The sequence below is a fragment of the Amycolatopsis acididurans genome (assembly GCF_012328925.1).
Taxonomy (GTDB): Bacteria; Actinomycetota; Actinomycetes; order Mycobacteriales; family Pseudonocardiaceae; genus Amycolatopsis_E; species Amycolatopsis_E acididurans.
This window is the reverse complement of the sequence record NZ_JAAXLS010000016.1, coordinates 1-17234: the sequence shown is the minus strand read 5'-3', so window position 1 is coordinate 17234 and position 17234 is coordinate 1. Positions and strand designations below refer to the sequence as shown.

Below are 17234 nucleotides of genomic sequence, written 5' to 3'. Positions count from 1 at the left end.
ACTGCAGGCGAGGTCCCCACCGCACGCCGCCGGGTCGAGATCACATCGTTCGGTTGGAACTACCGCCTGCCCCACCTGCGGCAGGACACGCCCAGAGCCGGAACTGCTTGGCCAGGCTCGATGAGCTGATCGCCGCAGCCGGGAACCACTGGTAAGCCCCGATGCCAACGCGCCGGCCCGCGCTGAGCAGGAAGATTCTCAGCGCATCACCTCGCCAGCGAACGAGAGGCTTTCGAGAACACGCCATCGGTACTGGTGGTCGGTGCGGTACAGCTCGACCAGCCGCAGCTCGGTGACGGCGATCTCGGCTGACGGCAACGACCGGGCGTCGCGAGCAGCCGCGACGAAGGGGCCTGGTGCCTGGACCTGGCTGCTGTAGGCAACGCCCACGTGCGGCCGGTACAGGGTCAGTGGGTCGACCTCGTCGTAGCCCGAGGCCGCGGACACCGCTCGGTGCAGGGACAGCAGCGGGGACCACGGGGCGACGCTGAATCGAAGGGCACCGGGTGAGCCGGCTAGAGGCAGCAGGTGGAGGCGGAAGGGACTGCTCCCCTGGCAGTGCTCGCTGACGGTGGCGACGGCGGTGTCGAGCTTGCCGACGGGAATTTCATCGACATACCCGAAGCGCCGCACGGTCAGGTGCAGATTTTCCGGCGGGATGAGGTCCAAGCCATCGTCGGGAAGGATCGCTTGGCAACGTTGGCTCAACTCGATAGCACGAGGCTCCTGGTCCAGCGTGACCATCCAGTGGTACGAGCGCCGATGGGGACGGTCCCAGTGGCACAGCATCTGCTCGACCTGCTCGAACGCAGCTTGGTCGTTCTGGGCGACGCTGGCGGGGTCGTCAGGGTCAGCTGGCGGCGCGGCGGGGAAGGTCGAGCTGTACGAGGTGCCCATGCGGTACACACCTACCGGTCTCCGATGAACAGCCGTCAACGGGTTCCGCCGGAGATCGCCTGGACCTGGGGACGACCGCGCCAGGTGCGGAGTTGGTCGGCGAACTCGATGACCCGAGGCTCGCTGGCCCAGCGTTGGGTGAGCCCGTGCAACGTGGTGGCACGCTGCCAGACTGATCGGATCGGGTGGTCAGCGCACACGCGCAACGCCTCCCGCCCCAGCGCAAGGGCCTGCTCCAGGTCCGCATCGTCCTGCCGGAGCACGGCCGTGGCGATGTCGAGCCGAACCAAAGCCCGACTCCAGTCGGAATCCGCCTGCTCCACGGCGGGATCGACGTCGCCGGTGTAATGCAACACGCGTGCGGTATCGCCCAGCGGGACGTAGGCGGTGGCCGCGTTCGCAGCCACCCGAGCGTAGCCGTACGGCTCGAAGGAAATACACGGCGTGAGCCCTGGGTCGATGTCATACCGATCGATCAACGCCAAGGCTTGTCCGACGGCCGCATCGGCACCCGCACGATCACCAAGTTGACCGAGAGCCCGAGCCTCGCCGTTGGCCAGGAGGCGAATGCTCTGGGGGCTGTTGGGCGCCAGTGCCCAACCCCGCGCTGCGTGACCGTGGGCGCGGGCGTAGTCGGCTTGGTAGTACGCGCCCAGTGAACGGGTGCCCCATACCCACACCTGCAGGTCAATGTCTTCGATCTCGGTAGCGAGGTGCAGGGCTTCCGCACAGTACGCGCTCGCGAGCCGGAACCGGCCAGTGTTAACGGCCATGTAGCCCAGCAGCCCGGAAAGTTGCGCCGCGGCCCGGTGCAGCCGGTAGCGGGTTCGCAGGAGCTGACGGCCGCCCAGCAGCTGGTGGACCCGCCTGCGCAAGCGGGCGGTGGGTGGTCCGAGTTCGGCGGGGCCGCGCTGCTCGTACTCGGCGACGGTGCGATGCACCTGGTCTTCCAGAAGCCGCACCTGGCCGTCACCGATGTTCGACTCCTGCAACTCGTGAAGATGCAGCAACACCTCGTCCGGGTCATCCCACGACAAAGCCGGCGAGACGGCTCGGTGCTCCGACAGTTGGCCGGGAGCTGACCCACGATCAGCGGCAGTCTCGCGCAGAAGCTCATCGAGCTGGGCGGGCGTCAGCCCGAGCACGGCCCGGATACGTGGACAGTGCTCAGGCAGGGGAGCAACCGCGCCGTTTTCCCAGCGCCAGACGGTGCTGCGCTCGACCCCGACCGCTTCCGCGAAGCGCTCTTGGGTGTAGCCCAGGCCGGCACGGCGTGCGGCCAATCCACGTTGCTGACGCGCCATGCCACCCCCGAGTGCGTTCCCAAGTATGTCCGGCGAAGACGTAACCATCTCGGGCTACGTCTCTGTCCGATCAGGTGATTGTAGTGGTCATGGCCACGGCATCGGTGCAGGTCAGCTCGGCGCGTGCAGCAGCGGTGCAGCATTCATGCAGCGAGTCTGCTCTGGTAGAGGGCTCCTCGGATCGGTTGACTGCAGCTCGGTTGCGGCGAGGCGGTCCCCCGACCGCTTGGAATCCCCCGACGCCTCGCCGCAACCTGCACCTCCTGCAATCGATTCGCGACGGTACCGCCACCTCATGGACCCCCACAGCCAAGACAATCCTGTCGACGACCCCGCCGGTGCGGAGGTCGATGAGTTGCTGATGGCTGTCACTCGCGACGGCTTTACCCTGCGGTACTGCAATGGGCCTCGTCAGCCAACGGTCATCGTCGGTACCTATGACTGGGGAGATTGGGTCGACCTCGTCGTGATCCGCGGCATCGACGACGTCGTGAGCGCACGAGTGCTCACCGCATCCGTCACAGACGTCTTCGCGCCCGAGTTGGCCGTGTGGGTCTACGTGGGTGAGGCGAAGCAGGCACTCCGGGCGCTGCTCGACCTTCCTCACCCCGACCACCCACAGGCGCCGACGACATCGGCGCCAGCGCCGCGGTCACTGCACGTTCCAGTCGCGCGGCAAAGCCCGGTAACCGTCCGCCCACCATCGGCTCTAGCAGCTCGTACCCGGCAAATGCGCCTCGGCGCCGCGCTGCTTGCCGACACCGCTGGTATCCAAAACAGGAACGGGATGATTCGATGAGCTACCGAATCGGCAAGAGCTTCACGTTCGACGCTGCCCACTGTCTTCCCAGTCTGCCGCCGGAGCACAAATGCTCCCGCCTCCACGGACACACCTACACGGTCGAGGTCGTGCTCTCGGCGGCGAAGTTAGCGTCTCCGGGATTCGTCACCGACTTCGGCGAGCTACGCCCGCTACGTAACTATCTGGACGCCACGCTGGATCACCGACACCTCAACAAAGTTATCGACGTCGAGCCAACCAGCGAGAACCTAGCCCGCCACATCGCCGAATGGTTTAGGGAACACGTAGAACCAACGATCCCCGCGAGCTTGGAGATGGTGCGGGTCCACGAGAGCCCGACCAGTTGGGCCGAGTACCAGGTGCCGCGATCATGACCACAGCAGCCGACCCAGTCGCGCGTCCATTGCTCGTGGCGGAGTACTTCGGCCCCACGCTCCAGGGCGAAGGCTCCTCAACCGGGAAGCTGGCGCTCTTCATCCGGCTCTCGCGATGCAATCTGTCGTGCCCTGGCTGCGACACGCCATACACGTGGGACTGGACTCGGTTCAATTCAAGGCACGAAAGCCGCAGGATCGCCACCAACGAGTTGCGTCTCTGGGTCATGAGCCAACCGGCCAAACTCGTCGTCATCACCGGCGGCGAGCCGATGCTTCAGCAGCAAGCGCTCGTTCCGCTCGTCCGATCACTCGTCGAGGACGGACGTCGCATCGAGATAGAGACCAACGGCACGGTAATTCCCGGCCCAGAACTCCTGGACTCGGTCACCCAATTCAACGTGTCACCCAAAACGGCAACATTCGCAGGCAAGAAAGTAGCGCAGAGCACCCGGATTAACCCTGGAGCGCTTCGAGTATTCACCGCTTCAGGAAAAGCGATTTTCAAATTCGTCGTTTCCCACAAAGAGGAACTGAGTGAAATAGCCCGATACGAAGAGGAATTCGACCTCACTCCACTGTGGGTCATGCCGGAAGGTACAACCCGCGAAACCGTTCTAGACCGTATGCCATGGTTGGCAGACGAAGCAGTTCGCAGGAACTGGAACCTCTCCACAAGACTGCACATCCTCCTTTGGGGGGATCAGCGCGGTCGTTGAGCCCATGTCCAACAGAAAACCGAGGAGGACCACGAGACTACGATGAGCCCACTTCGCCCTCGCTAAAGCGCGTTACCAGGGAGGATGACGCATGACTGCCATCGACGTCGTGAGCAACGGCGTAATCTGCTACGACCAACAGGTACTGCTGTGTCGCCACAGAGAGCAGGATTACTGGACCTTGCCAGGCGGCAACGTGGCACCCGGCGAGCCCATAGAGGACTCACTGCTGCGAACTCTCCGCGAATCACTCAGATTACCAGTTCACGATTACAGTTTCGTCGTCATCCTCGAATGCATGGAGCCGGAATCCAAACCTCCTCACCACGAAGTGCGATTCCTGTTCGACGTTAATCTCGCACACCCAGTACAAGACACAATCCAAGGTGACACCGAGTTGAAATGGTTTTGGTGGGGAAACATCGACAGCGTCGATATTCGACCACGGCCGATCGCTGAGCAACTTCGTGATCCACTCATGGAGAATCGTGTATGGGCACCGTGGATCGCGACCGCTAAAACCAGCGGGTAATAGGGTCGTTCCAGACCCCTCGCCCTACGGTTGGAGTAGAACCGCCAAGACCGTACCGAGCGCCAGAAACGGGCCGTGTCGAAGCACCGCAGACACTCGTCGGCCCGTCACTGCTCTCGCGACGAGGTAGGAAACCGCGTTCAGGAGCCAGATCAACAGCAGTACCCCTACGAACTGGACGAGCAGCCGTACACCCTCTGCTGGAAGGGAAGCACTCACAGCCCAAGACCAGCTCTGCCAGCCCAGCGCAGCACCCGCGATCACGGACAGTTTGAGGTCGCCTCCACCCATATGCCCCGGCAAGAACACGTACAACGCTGTGTAGAAGCCACCGAACACTGCAGCTCCCAACAGAAGTCCAACCAAGGGCTTCGTGTGTAGGTAGGCGAGCGTCGCGATGAGCGCTCCGGTGAGGGTGAGCAGGCAGGCCACGAGGAGAAGCCAGTTCGGCAGCCTGCCCGTGTGCAGGTCGAGTAGAGCTAGAGGCACTGCCGCGACCGTGAATCCAACGGGGATCAATAGCTCCGGGGTCGCACCGTGCCGCCACGTGAGCATCAGCAAGAGCACCCCAGTGAGAGCCAGTTGCGCCGCCGGTTGCCATCGCCGCGTCAGCGCTTCCCGATGCCAGACAGCGAAGGAGATCACGGCGCCGAGTAGGGTGCCGCCAGCCACGATCGCGAGGTCGGGGACATCTGGCGCATGAGTGAACACTCCGGGCACGGTAGCAACACGCACCGTTGCTAGAGGCTATTGCAGAGCGTAGTTACGCAATGGCCCGTTGGATGTATTGCAAGAGCCTTATGCATCTAATCGCTGGGCCAAACGAGTGAATTTCCGCCCTCAATGGCCATAGACCGTGATTTTTCCCCTTGGTCCGGTTGATGTGACCGAGGCAACCGGCTGTACACGTGGTGGGGTGCCTCGATCACGCACAGCGGAGGAAACCCACCGTACTGGGGGTCGTATGCGTAGTCAGTCCGTCTCGTCCGCGGCTCTGTCGGCTGGGGTAATCGTTTGCGCCGTCGCGGCGGTCGCCTGCAGCTCGCATACCCCTTCGGCTCCCGCCTCACCAGCGAGCCCGCCGCAGAGCGCGGGCGCAACGCCCCCGCCGTCGTCAGTTCCTTCACCGGCCGACGCGGCGAAGGAGCAAGCCACGACGGCGTACGTGGGCATGTGGCAGTCGATGGCTCGGGCCGGGGAGACCTCGAACTGGCAGGCCCCGGAGCTGGCTCAGTACGCCACAGCGAACGCGCTCACGACGATCACTCGCAGCATCTACACCGACCACTTCAACCACGTCGTCAGCCGCGGGACCCCAAAGAACTACCCACAGGTCACATCCGCAGAGCCGCAGAATGCGCCGGAGACGGTGATGATCTCGGACTGCGGTGACTCCAGCGGCACGTCGAAGGTCCGGGAGGGCACCAACGATCCGATCAACGACGCCCCGGGTGGGCGACGCGCCATCGTTGCCGAGGTCAAGAAGCAGGCCGACGGGACGTGGCGGGTGAACCAGTTCGCAGTCCAGGGGGTGGGCTCGTGCTAAGGCGTGCAGCGATCATCCTCGGCTCAGTGTCCACATTGGTCATTGGTGGTTCCGGCACGGCGCTGGCGGACATCTGGGGCGGCGTCGACTGCGGTCAGGTGAACTACCAAGGGTGCCAGCTTGGGGCGGGACAAGGCGGCCAGCCGAGACGCCCACCGGCCCGTCCGCAGCAGCCGGGTTCCGACAGTGATGGCTCAGCTCCTCCACGGCCGCAGGGGGATCAGATCCTGGGCGATCCGAACCTGGCGGATTGCCGGTACGTGCGCAGCGACTATCAGCCGCCGAGTCAGGGCACGACCACGATCGCATACCACCCGCCGAGCGATAGCGGGGCGATCACGGTGACACCGGCGGTGTACCGGGCTGCGCCGTCGGCGGCGCGGGTTCGGGTTGCCCAGCAACAGCAGCCGTCCTCGGGGCAACCAGGTGCGTGGTACATGTACCAGTGCTCGGGTCAGGGATTCGCCGATGCGCTGTACCGACCGCCGATCTGGATTCCCGATGGAGCGCAGCCTGCGCCGTCGCCGGAACAACTCGCTCAGCAGGCATACAACCAGCTACACCTTCCCTCGCCGCAGATCCACGCGTCCCCGGCGCAGACACAGCTGGTGAACCTGCCGACCTGGTTGTGGATGGAACGGGGCCAGTGGGAACCGCAGACCGCGACCGCTTCGGTACCTGGGGTCTCCGTGACGGCGACCGCGACCCCGCAGTCAGTGACATGGTCGATGGGAGATGGCTCCACGATCACCTGCCCTGGTGCAGGCAGTCCGTTCCCGTCAGGCGCTAACCCGAGAGCGGCTTCCCCGGACTGCGGCTACACCTACCGCGAGACCTCGCAAGGACAACCGAACAACACCTACCCGGTGAACGCCACCGTGCATTGGACGGTGACGTGGTCCGGAGCCGGACGAGGCGGCACCTTCCCGGACCTGACAACGACGTCGAACGCAACGTTCGCAGTGGCGGAATCGCAGGCGCTCAACAACGCGCCGAACTAGCGACAGTCCACTGTAGACACAGCAGAAAATTCGTCCACGGAACACCCTATTCCTGCGCGGAATGGGGTGGTGGGTACCTCATTGCCTGGAGGCGCCGGATGTCCACACCCACATCGACCCACGAACCTCAGCAGGGGCCGCCCACCGCTCCACGGTCCTGGGCGGGCCGCAAACCAGGAATGCCCTCCCGCGTCGCCGCAGGAACGGGGCGACGACGCCGGGTACCGTACCTGGTCCTGGGCGTGCTCCTGATCGTGGTCTGCGCCGCAGGAACAGTAGTCACGGTCCTGCAGGTCGGCCAACGCGAACCCATGCTGAGCCTGGCACGCCCGGTCACCGTCGGCCACGTACTGACCCCACAAGATCTGCGGCAGGTGCCGTTGTCCGCGGATTCAGGCACCGACGTGGTCCCTGCGAGCCAAGCATCCTCGGTGCTCGGGCAACCGGTGGCCTATTCCCTGCCCAGCGGCACACTGCTGCCTCGTTCAGCGCTGGGGCACCCGCAGGTCCCGCCGCCCGGACAAGGAACGGTGGCTGTGGCGGTGAAAGCCGGCCAAGTGCCGCCGGACATCGCGCCTGGCACCACGGTGTCCGTGATCGTCACGTCCGGCGCCGGGGCCAGTTCGAGCACTGGATCAACGCAGAGCACGCCCTCCAGCGGCCCGTGGTCGGCGGTGGTCACCAGCGTCGCCCCGCAGACCAACGACCAATCGACCGTCGTCTCCCTGCAACTGCCCACCGTCAACGCACGGCAGGTCGCGGCGATCCCGCCTGGCCAGCTGGCGTTGGTCGCCGTCCCGCCAGGAGGCCAGTGATGCTGATCGGAGTCTGCTCGGTGAAAGGGTCGCCCGGGGTCACGACGGCGGCGTTGGCGCTGGCCGCCTGCTGGCCGGTCGGCGACCCATTGGTGATCGAAGCCGACCCGGCGGGTGGAGATCTCACCGCACGCCACCGGCTGGCGGCCACCCCGGGTCTGGTGTCTCTGGCCGCAGCAGCGCGGCGACAATCCGGCCCGGATCTGCTGGCCGAACACAGCCAGCGACTGCCCGGGGGGCTACGGGTGGTTCCTGGCCCGGTGGCCGCAGAACAGGCCCGCGCCGCGTTGAGTGTGCTGACCACTCGCGGCGTGCGGGCCGTACGTGCGGCGGCCGGCCTGCCTGATGCGGCCGTGCTGGTCGACGTCGGTCGAGTGGACGCCTCGTCGCCGGCTCTCCCGCTGCTGCGCGGGGCGGACTCGGTCTTGGTCATGGCCCGTCCTCACGCCGACGAACTGTCCCACGTAGCGACGCTGCTGGGCGAGGTGCCGACCTGGACCCGAACCCCCGGTCTGGTGCTTATCGGCGACGGCTACGACCGCACCGAGGTCGAGCATGAGCTGCGTGTGCCGGTGATGGGCACGCTGCCCGACGACCGCCCAGGCGCAGCGGTCCTGTGTGGACAGGGGCGGGGCCGCACGCCGGACAGGTCACCGTTGGGCCGCGCCGCCGGCCGCGTCGCCCGCACCCTCGTCGCCCACATCGACACCCACAACAAACCGGAGAACCCGCACGCCACGGCGCCCGACTTCGCACCGCAGGCGTCGTCCCACGGGAATGGGGTGGTGCCCCGATGACGACCGACTACCACGAGAACCGCGCCGCTCAGGTGCGTCACCTACCGACCCCGCCCAAGCAGGCTGCAGGGGCTCAGCCTGGTTATGGAGATTTCCGCAGCGAGCACCCCGGTGCGGCAGCGCTGCGCACACGGCTACGCCACGCGGTTTCCGAAGGGCTGGCCGAGCGTATCCGTGAGGATGAACAGCACGGCCGACCACCATTGGACTACCAAGCCCGGCGCGGTCTTGCAGAGAAGCTGGCCGCCGATGCCGCCGATGCCTATGCCACGGATGAGTTGGCCCATCCGACCGGCGCCGGCCTGGTGCCCGACGAGCTTGAGCGGCAGATCACCGCGTCGGTGCTCGACGAGATCTTTGGCATGGGCGGCCTGCAGCCGTTGTTGGCCAACGAAGACATCGAAAACATCAACGTCAACGGTTGCGACCGGGTGTTCGTGCGCTATGCCAACGGCGAGCGCGCCCAGATGCCGCCGGTGGCCGCCTCCGACGACGAACTGATCGACCTCGTGCGCTCCCTGGCCACCCGCGCAGGCGTGGAGGAACGGCGGTTCGACCGCGGCTCACCTGGGGTCAGCGTTGAGCTGCCGGACGGGTCCCGGATGTTTGCCGTGATGGCAGTGACCGGCCGGCCCTCGGTGTCGATCCGCCGACACCGATTCCAGCGCGTCACACTCGCCCGGCTCCGACAGCTCGGCACGATCGACGCCGGGCTCGAATCACTGCTATCGGCGCTGGTGCGAGCGCGATTCAACATCCTGATCGTCGGCGGCACCGCGATCGGCAAGACGACCATGCTGCGCGCACTGGCCTCGGCCATCCCGCCCCAGGAACGGCTGGTCACCATCGAGGACAACTTCGAGCTGGGCCTGGACCGCGACCCGCAACACCCGGACACCGTCGCCTTGCAGGCACGAGAACCCAACGTGGAAGGGGAAGGAGCGATCTCCCAGGCCGACCTGGTCCGCTGGGCACTGCGCATGAGCCCGGACCGGGTCATCGTCGGCGAGGTCCGCGGCGCCGAGCTGATCCCCATGGCCAACGCCATGACCCAAGGCAACGACGGATCGATGGCCACCGTGCACGCCTCCGACTCGCGCGGCGCGTTCACCAAGCTGGCGACCTACGCCGCCCAAAGTCCCGAAAGGCTGGGGCTGGAGGCGACCAACCTGCTGATCGCCAGCGCGGTGCATTTCGTCGTGCACCTGGCCGAGGCTCGCGACGACAAAACCCGCGTCGTGTCCTCGATTCGTGAGGTCGTGGGCGCTGACGACAAGCAGATCGTGTCCAACGAGGTCTATCGCCCCGGCCCAGGCGGGCGCGCGGTGCCTGGTGTGCCGCTGCGCACCGAGACCGTCGAGCGCCTGGCCGAGGCCGGCTTCGACCCGGACGTGCTGGAACGCACCGAGGGGTGGTGGCATCCATGACTGGCACCAGCGCCCTGGCCGGCGTGCTCGGCGTCGGCTTCGCTCTCGGCGTGCTCCTAGTCATCCTCGGGGTGCGCGGTCAGGACCCCGAGCAAGCCAGGATGCCCAGCCGGTGGGCGCAGCGGTTCGAACGGCTACGTCACGCCACGTCGACGCGTTGGATCGCGCTGAGCGTGGCTACGGGCGTGCTGGTGGGTACGGTCACCGGCTGGGTCGTCGGCGGCATCCTGACCGCGCTCGCCATCGGAGTACTGCCCCGCGTGCTGGGCCGGGACACCGACCAGGCCCGCCGGGTCGCGCGGATCGAGGCAGTCGCGGCCTGGACCGAGATGCTGCGGGACACGCTGTCGGCCGCGGCCGGGCTGGAACAGGCGATCCAGGCCACCGTTGACACCGCGCCCGTGGCAATCCGCGACGACATCGGCGAACTGTCGGTGCGTATCGAGCGGGGCGACAAGCTCGCCGACGCGCTGGAAGGGCTGGCCGACGACCTCAACGACCCGACAGCGGACCTGGTCATCAGCGCCTTGGTGCTGGCCTCTCAGCACCAGGCTCGGCAGTTGGCCGACCTGCTGGGCGAGCTGGCGACCGAGGCACGCGAGCAGGTCTCGATGCGGCTGCGCGTGGAGTCCGGTCGGGCACGCACCCGCACGAGCGTCCGGGTCATCGTCACCACGACGCTGATCTTCGCCGCCGGCTTGGTGCTCCTGAACCGCGGCTACCTGGCCCCCTACGACGGGGCGTTCGGTCAAATCATGTTGCTGCTGGTCGGCGCGCTGTTCGGAATCGCGTTTTGGTGGTTGGCCCGCATCGCGCGCATGGGCGAGCCCGAGAGGTTCTTGACCCATCTGGCTGGCGCCGCTCCGACCGCTGGTCAGGGGGTGCGGTCGTGATCACCACGAGCCTCCTACTCGGGGCTGGTACCGGGCTCGGGCTCTGGGCGTTGCTGGTGTGGCTGCTGCCGCCGCGCCCGTCGCTGGCCAGCGCGCTCGCGGCCACCCGCAGCGCCCCGGCGGCACGACCCACGATCACCGCTGTGGACTCCGGCGGTTGGGCGGCGAAATGGGGCCGCCCAGCGGTGCGCCCGCTGGCCGCGCTGGGGCTTCCCACTGCCCGCCAGCAGCGCGACCTGTTGGTGCTCGGACGCTCGTCGGAGACCCTGCTCGCGGAGAAGGCCGTGCTCGCCGTGGCCGGGCTGTTGCTGCCGAGCCTGGTGCAGGCACTGCTGTGGGCCGCTGGCGTGTCTTTTCCGTGGCAGGTGCCGTTCGTGCTCGGCCTCGGCTGTGCCGTCGGCGGCTTCCTCCTGCCGGACTTGGATGTGCGTCAGCAGGCCGTCCGTAAGCGGGCCAGTTTCCGGCACGCTCTGGGCGCGTACCTGAATCTGGTGCGGGTGTCGCTGGCTGGCGGGGCTGGCGTCGACGGGGCACTCACTGACGCGGCCAATATCGGCCAGGGCTGGGCCTTCGCGCGCATCCGCCGTGCCCTCACGACTGCGCGGCTTACTCGCACCACCCCGTGGGACACGCTGCGTCAGCTGGGCGAGGAACTTGATATCCGCGAGCTGGTCGAGCTGTCCTCCTCGGTCTCGCTGGCCGGGACCGAAGGCGCCAAGGTCCGCGCGTCGTTGGCGGCCAAAGCCTCGGCGATGCGCACTCACGAGCTGACCGAGGCCGAAGGCGAGGCCCAGGCCGCCACCGAGCGGATGTCACTGCCGGTCATCTGCCTGTTCGCGGGCTTCCTGGTGTTCATCGCCTACCCAGCGCTGTCGACAGTGCTCGGCAGTTTGTGACCGGCAAGGAGGAGACCATCGCATGTTGAGCTACCTGACCGTCATCGTCGTCACCGTCCGCGCCCGCATTGCAGAGATCCGGGCGGACGAGCGCGGCTATTCCACCGAGACCGTCCTAGTGACCGCACTGCTGGTCGCCGCGGCGCTGGCCGTGATCGCGATCATCGTCGCCGCCGTCACCCGCAAGGCAAACGAGATCGGGGGCACCATGTGATTGCTGCCCGAAGTGGGTCCCGGCGAGCCCGTGATCGGCTGCGCCGGCTCCGCCGCGATGAACAGGGCTCCGTCACCGCAGAACTGGTGCTTGCGGTGCCAGCCCTGCTGTTGCTCCTGCTCGTCATTGCGCAGTTCGCCGTCTGGGCGCACGCCCAGCACATCGCGCAAGCCGCAGCGTCGCAAGCACTCTCGGCCGCACGGGTCCAAGGCGGCAGCAACGCGGGCGGACACACGCAGGCCGACAGTGTCCTAACCCAGCTCGGGAATGGGCCACTGCGCAACCCACAGGCCGCGGTCGTCCGTGGCCCCGAGCAATCCACTGTGGACATATCCGGTGAAGCGGCGACTGTCGTCCCCTTCCTCCATCTCCCGGTCCGAGCCCGAGCGGCGGGACCGACCGAGCGCTTCGTGACCCCGGAGGTAGGCGGATGATCGCCCTGCTGCGGCGATTGCGCCGTGACGAACAGGGCTCGGTGGCCACCGAGCTGACCCTGTTGGCTCCGCTGCTGATCATCCTGCTGCTGTTCGTGGTCTTCTGCGGACGCCTGGCCGACTCGCGGTTGCGCGTCGACGACGCCGCCCACCAAGCCGTCCGCGCGGCGACACTGGCCCGGAGCAGCACTCAGGCCAACGCCGACGCTCGCAGCACCGCCGAAGCCGCGCTCGCTCAAGCCGGCGTCAGCTGCCGCAGCCTGACCGTCACCGCCCAACTCGGCCGCCTGCAACCGGGGAGCACCGTCATGGTCACGGTGACCTGCGACATCGGCCTGTCGGACTTGACGCTGCTGGGGGTTCCCGGCGCCACGACGGCCGAGTCCACAGCTTCCTCGGTCGTGGATCAGTGGCGCGGCACCCAGACGGGAGGTGCGGGGGCATGAGGCGCCGCTGGCGTGGGTTGACCGCCGACGAACAGGGGCGAGTCACCGCGTTCGTCGTGATCATCGCGACCGCGTGCCTGCTATTCGCGGGTTTGGTGCTCGACGGCGGGCTTGCACTGGCCGCGAAGACGCGAGCCATTGGCCAGGCGCAGGAAGCCGCCCGCGCGGGTGCGCAGGAACTCGACCTGACCGCGTACCGCAGCGGCGGCCCAGCCCGGCTGAATCCCTCAGCCGCGCAGGCCACCGCCGAACGCTACCTGGCCTCCGTCGGCGTCACCGGCACAGTCAGCACCACCGGGGACCTGGTGCGCGTGCACGTCGACGGCCATCAACGCACCCAGCTGCTCAACGCAGTGGGCATCACCGACATCACCGTCTCCGGAGACGGGCAAGCCCACCCAGACCAAGGAGCGCTCGGAGGCAGCGGATGACCCTTCTCGCGCGCACGGCGGCCCGCATCCTGCGCCTGCTTGCCGCCCTAGCAGCCATCGTCGCACTCGCCGCCCTGCTGATCGGGGTGCCGTGGGGACTGATCACCTTCATCGGGTGGCCCCTGCCGGATCACATCCCCACAGGTGATGAGATCGAGGCCACACTGCTCAACCCGTTGTCGGTCACCCTGCTGCTAAACATCCTCGCGTGCATTGCGTGGCCGACCTGGCTCGTCTTTGCCTTCGACGTGGCCCGCTGCGTGCCCGACGCCGTACGCGGCGTGCGGCCCCCGGCGATCGGCCCCATGCACGCTGTGGCCGGCGTCTTGGTCGCCGCTGCGGTTCTCGGCCTGCTTCACCCACGCGTCCCAGCGGCTACGGGAGATCCGTTGCACCCGGTGCGCCCCGTCTCCATCGCCGTGAGCACACAGCTTGATGCAGGACCGACCGAACGCCTTGGCGGACCGGCTCCCACAACCCAGCAGTCCACGGCGTCCGAGCAGGGCACCGTGGTCGTGCAGCCTCCGCAGGGCGGAATCTACGAGAGCTTGTATCGCATCGCCCAACGCGAACTGGGCGACGGCAACCGCTGGCCAGAACTGTTCCACCTCAACGAAGGGCGTCTTCAACCCGATGGGCGCGCCCTCACCGATCCGCACCTGATCCGGCCCGGCTGGGTGCTGCAACTGCCGGGCGACGCTATTCCCCGGCCAACGGCGCCCCCACCGGCACCGGCTACACCGCAACCTCCCGCACGTGCCGAGCCTCCCGCACCTGTTCCTGCCCCGCACCATCAAGCACCCGAAGCGGCACCGGAGCGACACCAGCCATCGGCACCGGTGACCACGACCTCGGGCACCGCGATCTCATTGTGGAGCGGCGGCCTGGTCGCCGCAGCCCTGGCCAGCGCGGTCACACTCGCCATGGTCACCCGCCGCCGACGGCGGATGCGGACCTACACGCCCGGCAGCGGCGACCGCACGCCACCACCTGCACCAGCGCCGGCCGTGCACGCACTCCGGCTGGCCTACGACGAGGCGCGCCTCGACGAGGCCGACCGGGGTGGCGACGACGGCGCCGATCCGGTCACCATCGACGACGCCCCGCAGGCTCCCAGCACGTTCGATGCCGAGGAAGCAGGCAGCACGACCGTGGAGATCGGCGTGCGCGATGAGCGCGCCCGCGCCCTCGACCTCGCCGCCGTGCACGGACTGGGCCTGACCGGAGCGGGCGCTCAAGCCACCGCCCGTTCCCTGCTCGTGCACTTGCTGGCCACCACCCGCGCCACTGTCGTCATCCCTGCCGACGATGCACAGGCGCTGATGGGAGCCGACCTGCCCGACTCTCCACGGCTGCGCATAACCGACGATCTCGACACCGCGGTCACCGAACTCGCCGCGCGAGCCGCGCCGGTTGACACCGCATCCGAGGACACGAGCCTGCACACGGTCCTGGTCGCCCGAGCCGACCGCCCGCACGCCGAGCTGCAATCCGTTCTCGACACCGGCTCCGCCACCGGCACGGCCGGCATCCTGCTCGGCCACTGGCCTGCCGGGGCCACCGTGCGTGTCCGCGCCGACGGCATCGTGGCCGCCGCCAGCCCAACCATCCAGGACCTGCGCGACAGCCGCCTGTTCAGCCTCGGCGCCACCGACACCCGTGATCTGCTCACGCTGCTCGCCGATACCGAGCCTGGCTCGCACATGGCAGCGGAGGACACCCCAGCCGAACCCGACCACGACGACCCCGAACTCATCGAGGAACCAGTGCCGGCTGCCGACGCCCCACCAGGAGCGAACGCTGACCCGGTCGACGAACACGGCGGCAACGGCCAAGGCAGCCAACCCGGCACCGAACCTGAGAACGGCCTCGACGACGAGACAGCCGCACCCAAGCACGACATTCCCTACAACGCCGAAGACCCAGCAGAGCAGGGCACGAATGCCGCGGTTTCGCCACCACGCTCGTTGGTTACGGCCACCGACGAACCGCCCGACATAGCCGACTCGTCCGAGGTTCCCGAGCTGATCGGCGTAGCCAAGCAGTCGGACGAACCTCCCGAATGTCCGTTGACGCTCTCGATCTTCGGCTCAGTCACCATGACCTGGCATAGCCCCAGCGGGGAGGACCACGACCTCACCTCGATGCTCGCACCCAAGCACAAGGCGCTACTGGTCTTCCTCGCATTGCACCCCACCGGGACGACCCGAGAGGCCGTGCGGGAAGCGCTCTGGCCCGAGGCCAGGGGACGCCGACCCTTCAACGCCTTCTACGCGTCCTTGTCCCAGATCCGCAAAGTGCTGTCCCAGGCCACCAACGGACAGGTGGTCGATCTAATCGACCAGCACGATGAGCAAGTTGCGCTCACTCCAGACCTCGTGGAGGTGGACTACTGGCGCCTGCACCAGGCCGAGCACGAGCGCCACATCGCAGCCACCGACGAGCAACGGATGCTCGCCTGGTCACGCATCGCTGCCACCTACCGTGGGGAGGTCGCCGACGGCATGTCCGCGCTCTGGCTCGACGGGCCGCGAGAAGCCGCCCACCGCGCCGTAGTCGACGCCCTGGCAGGCATGGCTGCCCACTACCGCGGACACGACCCGCAGCGGCAACTCCAACTGCTCGAACACGCCAGGCTGTTGAACCCGGAGAACGAAGACATCTACCGCGACATCATGCGGGTACAAGCCCAACTCGGACTCACCGATGCCATTAGCCGCACAGTCCAACTGCTCACCACCACGCTCGCCGAGATCGGCGTGCGCCCTGACCCGAACACACTGACCCTCGCCCGAGCCCTGCAGGCCCGTCAGCACCGCGTTGCCAGCTAACCCAGAGTCGGCATAGCTGATCACACCGTTCATGGGTCGTCGGTATCGCGACGATCGCCGTCCGGCAGGAACCTGCGCTCGCGAATCCGCTCGATCAGGTCTTGGTGGTCGTCGATCCACTCCGCAGCCGGCCTCGCTCGCTGGTCCAGGAATTCTCGAAGCAGCGGTGAGATTTGGTAATAAACCGCCCGAGGCGCCGAGGAATTGTCCTCGCGCCGCAACACCAGCTCATCTCGTTGCATGGCATCCAAGGTTCGGGCCAGGCTCTGTTTCGTTAGTGGGCGGGTCCGCGTCGACCACCGGTGCTGCGTATCGCTCTCTCTGATCTCCTTCAACAAATCAAGAAATCGCTTCTCGCCATCCCAGAGAGCGACTACGATCTCCGGAACCCATTCCCCCTGCTGCCAATTCACGGCATCGAACCATTTGAGCACCTCGTCTGGGCCACTCCCCATGCCCTGGTTTCCTTTCCCCGTAGGTCCCCGGTATCCTCGTGAGGCGCGAGGCAGTTTTCCATACCGCCAACGCCAATCGTGGTGTCAGCGGCACCCCCTTCTGCCCTCCATAGTCACCTCGACGTAAGCCGATGATCGTTCGGCCACACGGTCTCGCACCAACCCAGTGACCAAGTCCACCTGATCAGAGCAGCACAGATCACATAATGTAACTCTCCGTAGTCAACTGTAGGGTCTCACCGCGTGTGACATGTCGATCTTGTGCAACCTGCTTGGTTCCTGGCTGTCTCGCTGGGGTCTGTCAAACGAGCGGTGTAACTCGGGTTGAAGGGGAACTACTTGCGTCCGGCGGCCAGACGGCCGTCGAAGGCGATCTCGAACGCGTTCAGCGCGGGTTTCCACCGCATCGTCCAGCGTTTC

The 17234-nt window shown here is 67.0% G+C and carries 20 protein-coding genes; 16 read left to right on the top strand and 4 right to left on the bottom strand.

The window, feature by feature from the left end; translation table 11 throughout:
* Nucleotides 1–198: 198 nt before the first annotated feature.
* The gene (locus tag HFP15_RS22140; RefSeq protein ID WP_168518635.1) at nucleotides 199–897 is read right to left on the bottom strand and encodes a 2'-5' RNA ligase family protein; all 699 of its coding nucleotides are present in this window, start codon (nucleotides 895–897) and stop codon (nucleotides 199–201) included.
* 35 nt (nucleotides 898–932) lie between these two features.
* The gene (locus tag HFP15_RS22135; protein ID WP_168518634.1) at nucleotides 933–2201 is read right to left on the bottom strand and encodes a helix-turn-helix transcriptional regulator; all 1269 of its coding nucleotides are present in this window, start codon (nucleotides 2199–2201) and stop codon (nucleotides 933–935) included.
* A 295-nt stretch (nucleotides 2202–2496) separates the two neighbouring features.
* Here HFP15_RS22135 and HFP15_RS22130 point away from each other — a divergent pair, with 295 nt between their 5' ends.
* The 4 genes from HFP15_RS22130 to HFP15_RS22115 all read left to right on the top strand — a co-directional run bounded on the left by HFP15_RS22130 (nucleotide 2497) and on the right by HFP15_RS22115 (nucleotide 4628).
* Nucleotides 2497–3000: a hypothetical protein gene (locus HFP15_RS22130; protein WP_168518633.1), complete on the top strand. Its 504-nt coding sequence runs from the start codon at nucleotides 2497–2499 to the stop codon at nucleotides 2998–3000.
* Nucleotides 2997–3377 carry a 6-carboxytetrahydropterin synthase QueD gene (gene queD / locus HFP15_RS22125; RefSeq protein WP_168518632.1) on the top strand — a complete coding sequence of 127 codons (381 nt, stop codon included), beginning with the start codon at nucleotides 2997–2999 and terminating at the stop codon, nucleotides 3375–3377. Before HFP15_RS22130 ends, queD begins: the two co-directional genes overlap by 4 nt.
* Nucleotides 3374–4096, top strand: coding sequence for a 7-carboxy-7-deazaguanine synthase QueE (locus tag HFP15_RS22120; RefSeq protein WP_168518631.1), 723 nt, complete (start codon nucleotides 3374–3376; stop codon nucleotides 4094–4096). Before queD ends, HFP15_RS22120 begins: the two co-directional genes overlap by 4 nt.
* Before the next feature lie 91 nt (nucleotides 4097–4187).
* Entirely contained in the window at nucleotides 4188–4628 is a 441-nt protein-coding gene (locus HFP15_RS22115) for an NUDIX domain-containing protein (protein WP_168518630.1), read from the top strand.
* Between the two features lie 24 nt (nucleotides 4629–4652).
* Here HFP15_RS22115 and HFP15_RS22110 read toward each other — a convergent pair whose 3' ends face one another.
* Nucleotides 4653–5339, bottom strand: a complete 687-nt coding sequence (locus tag HFP15_RS22110) for a prepilin peptidase (RefSeq protein WP_168518629.1) — start codon at nucleotides 5337–5339, stop codon at nucleotides 4653–4655.
* Nucleotides 5340–5799: 460 nt separating this feature from the next.
* Here HFP15_RS22110 and HFP15_RS22105 point away from each other — a divergent pair, with 460 nt between their 5' ends.
* The 12 genes from HFP15_RS22105 to HFP15_RS22050 all read left to right on the top strand — a co-directional run bounded on the left by HFP15_RS22105 (nucleotide 5800) and on the right by HFP15_RS22050 (nucleotide 16359).
* Nucleotides 5800–6174: a hypothetical protein gene (locus HFP15_RS22105; RefSeq protein WP_168518733.1), complete on the top strand. Its 375-nt coding sequence runs from the start codon at nucleotides 5800–5802 to the stop codon at nucleotides 6172–6174.
* Between the two features lie 26 nt (nucleotides 6175–6200).
* Nucleotides 6201–7175 (top strand): hypothetical protein, encoded by a 975-nt coding sequence (locus HFP15_RS42220; protein ID WP_210717695.1) that lies wholly within the window; start codon nucleotides 6201–6203, stop codon nucleotides 7173–7175.
* A gap of 311 nt (nucleotides 7176–7486) precedes the next feature.
* Complete coding sequence (locus tag HFP15_RS22095; protein ID WP_210717694.1) at nucleotides 7487–7990, top strand: hypothetical protein; 504 nt, start codon at nucleotides 7487–7489, stop codon at nucleotides 7988–7990.
* A complete protein-coding gene (locus HFP15_RS22090; RefSeq protein ID WP_210717693.1) occupies nucleotides 7990–8787 on the top strand; it encodes a CpaE/TadZ family protein in 798 nt (265 codons plus the stop codon). Before HFP15_RS22095 ends, HFP15_RS22090 begins: the two co-directional genes overlap by 1 nt.
* Nucleotides 8784–10214 (top strand): TadA family conjugal transfer-associated ATPase, encoded by a 1431-nt coding sequence (locus HFP15_RS22085; RefSeq protein WP_210717692.1) that lies wholly within the window; start codon nucleotides 8784–8786, stop codon nucleotides 10212–10214. The genes HFP15_RS22090 and HFP15_RS22085 overlap by 4 nt, the downstream gene beginning before the upstream one ends.
* Nucleotides 10211–11107, top strand: a complete 897-nt coding sequence (locus HFP15_RS22080; RefSeq protein ID WP_168518626.1) for a type II secretion system F family protein — start codon at nucleotides 10211–10213, stop codon at nucleotides 11105–11107. The genes HFP15_RS22085 and HFP15_RS22080 overlap by 4 nt, the downstream gene beginning before the upstream one ends.
* Nucleotides 11107–12003: a type II secretion system F family protein gene (locus tag HFP15_RS22075; protein ID WP_168518731.1), complete on the top strand. Its 897-nt coding sequence runs from the start codon at nucleotides 11107–11109 to the stop codon at nucleotides 12001–12003. The genes HFP15_RS22080 and HFP15_RS22075 overlap by 1 nt, the downstream gene beginning before the upstream one ends.
* A 22-nt stretch (nucleotides 12004–12025) precedes the next feature.
* Nucleotides 12026–12217 carry a hypothetical protein gene (locus HFP15_RS22070; protein ID WP_168518625.1) on the top strand — a complete coding sequence of 64 codons (192 nt, stop codon included), beginning with the start codon at nucleotides 12026–12028 and terminating at the stop codon, nucleotides 12215–12217.
* The gene (locus tag HFP15_RS43545) at nucleotides 12214–12651 is read left to right on the top strand and encodes a TadE/TadG family type IV pilus assembly protein (protein ID WP_312871685.1); all 438 of its coding nucleotides are present in this window, start codon (nucleotides 12214–12216) and stop codon (nucleotides 12649–12651) included. The genes HFP15_RS22070 and HFP15_RS43545 overlap by 4 nt, the downstream gene beginning before the upstream one ends.
* Nucleotides 12648–13097, top strand: a complete 450-nt coding sequence (locus tag HFP15_RS22060) for a TadE/TadG family type IV pilus assembly protein (RefSeq protein ID WP_168518624.1) — start codon at nucleotides 12648–12650, stop codon at nucleotides 13095–13097. Before HFP15_RS43545 ends, HFP15_RS22060 begins: the two co-directional genes overlap by 4 nt.
* Nucleotides 13094–13528: a TadE/TadG family type IV pilus assembly protein gene (locus tag HFP15_RS22055; RefSeq protein WP_168518623.1), complete on the top strand. Its 435-nt coding sequence runs from the start codon at nucleotides 13094–13096 to the stop codon at nucleotides 13526–13528. Before HFP15_RS22060 ends, HFP15_RS22055 begins: the two co-directional genes overlap by 4 nt.
* Entirely contained in the window at nucleotides 13525–16359 is a 2835-nt protein-coding gene (locus HFP15_RS22050) for an AfsR/SARP family transcriptional regulator (RefSeq protein WP_168518622.1), read from the top strand. Before HFP15_RS22055 ends, HFP15_RS22050 begins: the two co-directional genes overlap by 4 nt.
* A gap of 29 nt (nucleotides 16360–16388) precedes the next feature.
* Here the strand turns inward: HFP15_RS22050 and HFP15_RS22045 are convergent, their stop codons facing one another.
* Nucleotides 16389–16793: a helix-turn-helix transcriptional regulator gene (locus HFP15_RS22045; RefSeq protein ID WP_168518621.1), complete on the bottom strand. Its 405-nt coding sequence runs from the start codon at nucleotides 16791–16793 to the stop codon at nucleotides 16389–16391.
* Nucleotides 16794–17234: the final 441 nt, after the last annotated feature.

Bases quoted from the DNA above. Each gene is read 5' to 3' on its own strand.
- HFP15_RS22140 (WP_168518635.1), bottom strand. From the start codon at position 897: ATGGGCACCTCGTACAGCTCGACCTTCCCCGCCGCGCCGCCAGCTGAC.
- queD (WP_168518632.1), top strand. From the start codon at position 2,997: ATGAGCTACCGAATCGGCAAGAGCTTCACGTTCGACGCTGCCCACTGT.
- HFP15_RS22060 (WP_168518624.1), top strand. From the start codon at position 12,648: ATGATCGCCCTGCTGCGGCGATTGCGCCGTGACGAACAGGGCTCGGTG.
- HFP15_RS22090 (WP_210717693.1), top strand. From the start codon at position 7,990: ATGCTGATCGGAGTCTGCTCGGTGAAAGGGTCGCCCGGGGTCACGACG.
- HFP15_RS22070 (WP_168518625.1), top strand. From the start codon at position 12,026: ATGTTGAGCTACCTGACCGTCATCGTCGTCACCGTCCGCGCCCGCATT.
- HFP15_RS22105 (WP_168518733.1), top strand. From the start codon at position 5,800: ATGTGGCAGTCGATGGCTCGGGCCGGGGAGACCTCGAACTGGCAGGCC.
- HFP15_RS22080 (WP_168518626.1), top strand. From the start codon at position 10,211: ATGACTGGCACCAGCGCCCTGGCCGGCGTGCTCGGCGTCGGCTTCGCT.
- HFP15_RS22085 (WP_210717692.1), top strand. From the start codon at position 8,784: ATGACGACCGACTACCACGAGAACCGCGCCGCTCAGGTGCGTCACCTA.
- HFP15_RS22130 (WP_168518633.1), top strand. From the start codon at position 2,497: ATGGACCCCCACAGCCAAGACAATCCTGTCGACGACCCCGCCGGTGCG.
- HFP15_RS22135 (WP_168518634.1), bottom strand. From the start codon at position 2,201: ATGGCGCGTCAGCAACGTGGATTGGCCGCACGCCGTGCCGGCCTGGGC.
- HFP15_RS22050 (WP_168518622.1), top strand. From the start codon at position 13,525: ATGACCCTTCTCGCGCGCACGGCGGCCCGCATCCTGCGCCTGCTTGCC.
- HFP15_RS22115 (WP_168518630.1), top strand. From the start codon at position 4,188: ATGACTGCCATCGACGTCGTGAGCAACGGCGTAATCTGCTACGACCAA.
- HFP15_RS22055 (WP_168518623.1), top strand. From the start codon at position 13,094: ATGAGGCGCCGCTGGCGTGGGTTGACCGCCGACGAACAGGGGCGAGTC.
- HFP15_RS22120 (WP_168518631.1), top strand. From the start codon at position 3,374: ATGACCACAGCAGCCGACCCAGTCGCGCGTCCATTGCTCGTGGCGGAG.
- HFP15_RS22095 (WP_210717694.1), top strand. From the start codon at position 7,487: ATGCTGAGCCTGGCACGCCCGGTCACCGTCGGCCACGTACTGACCCCA.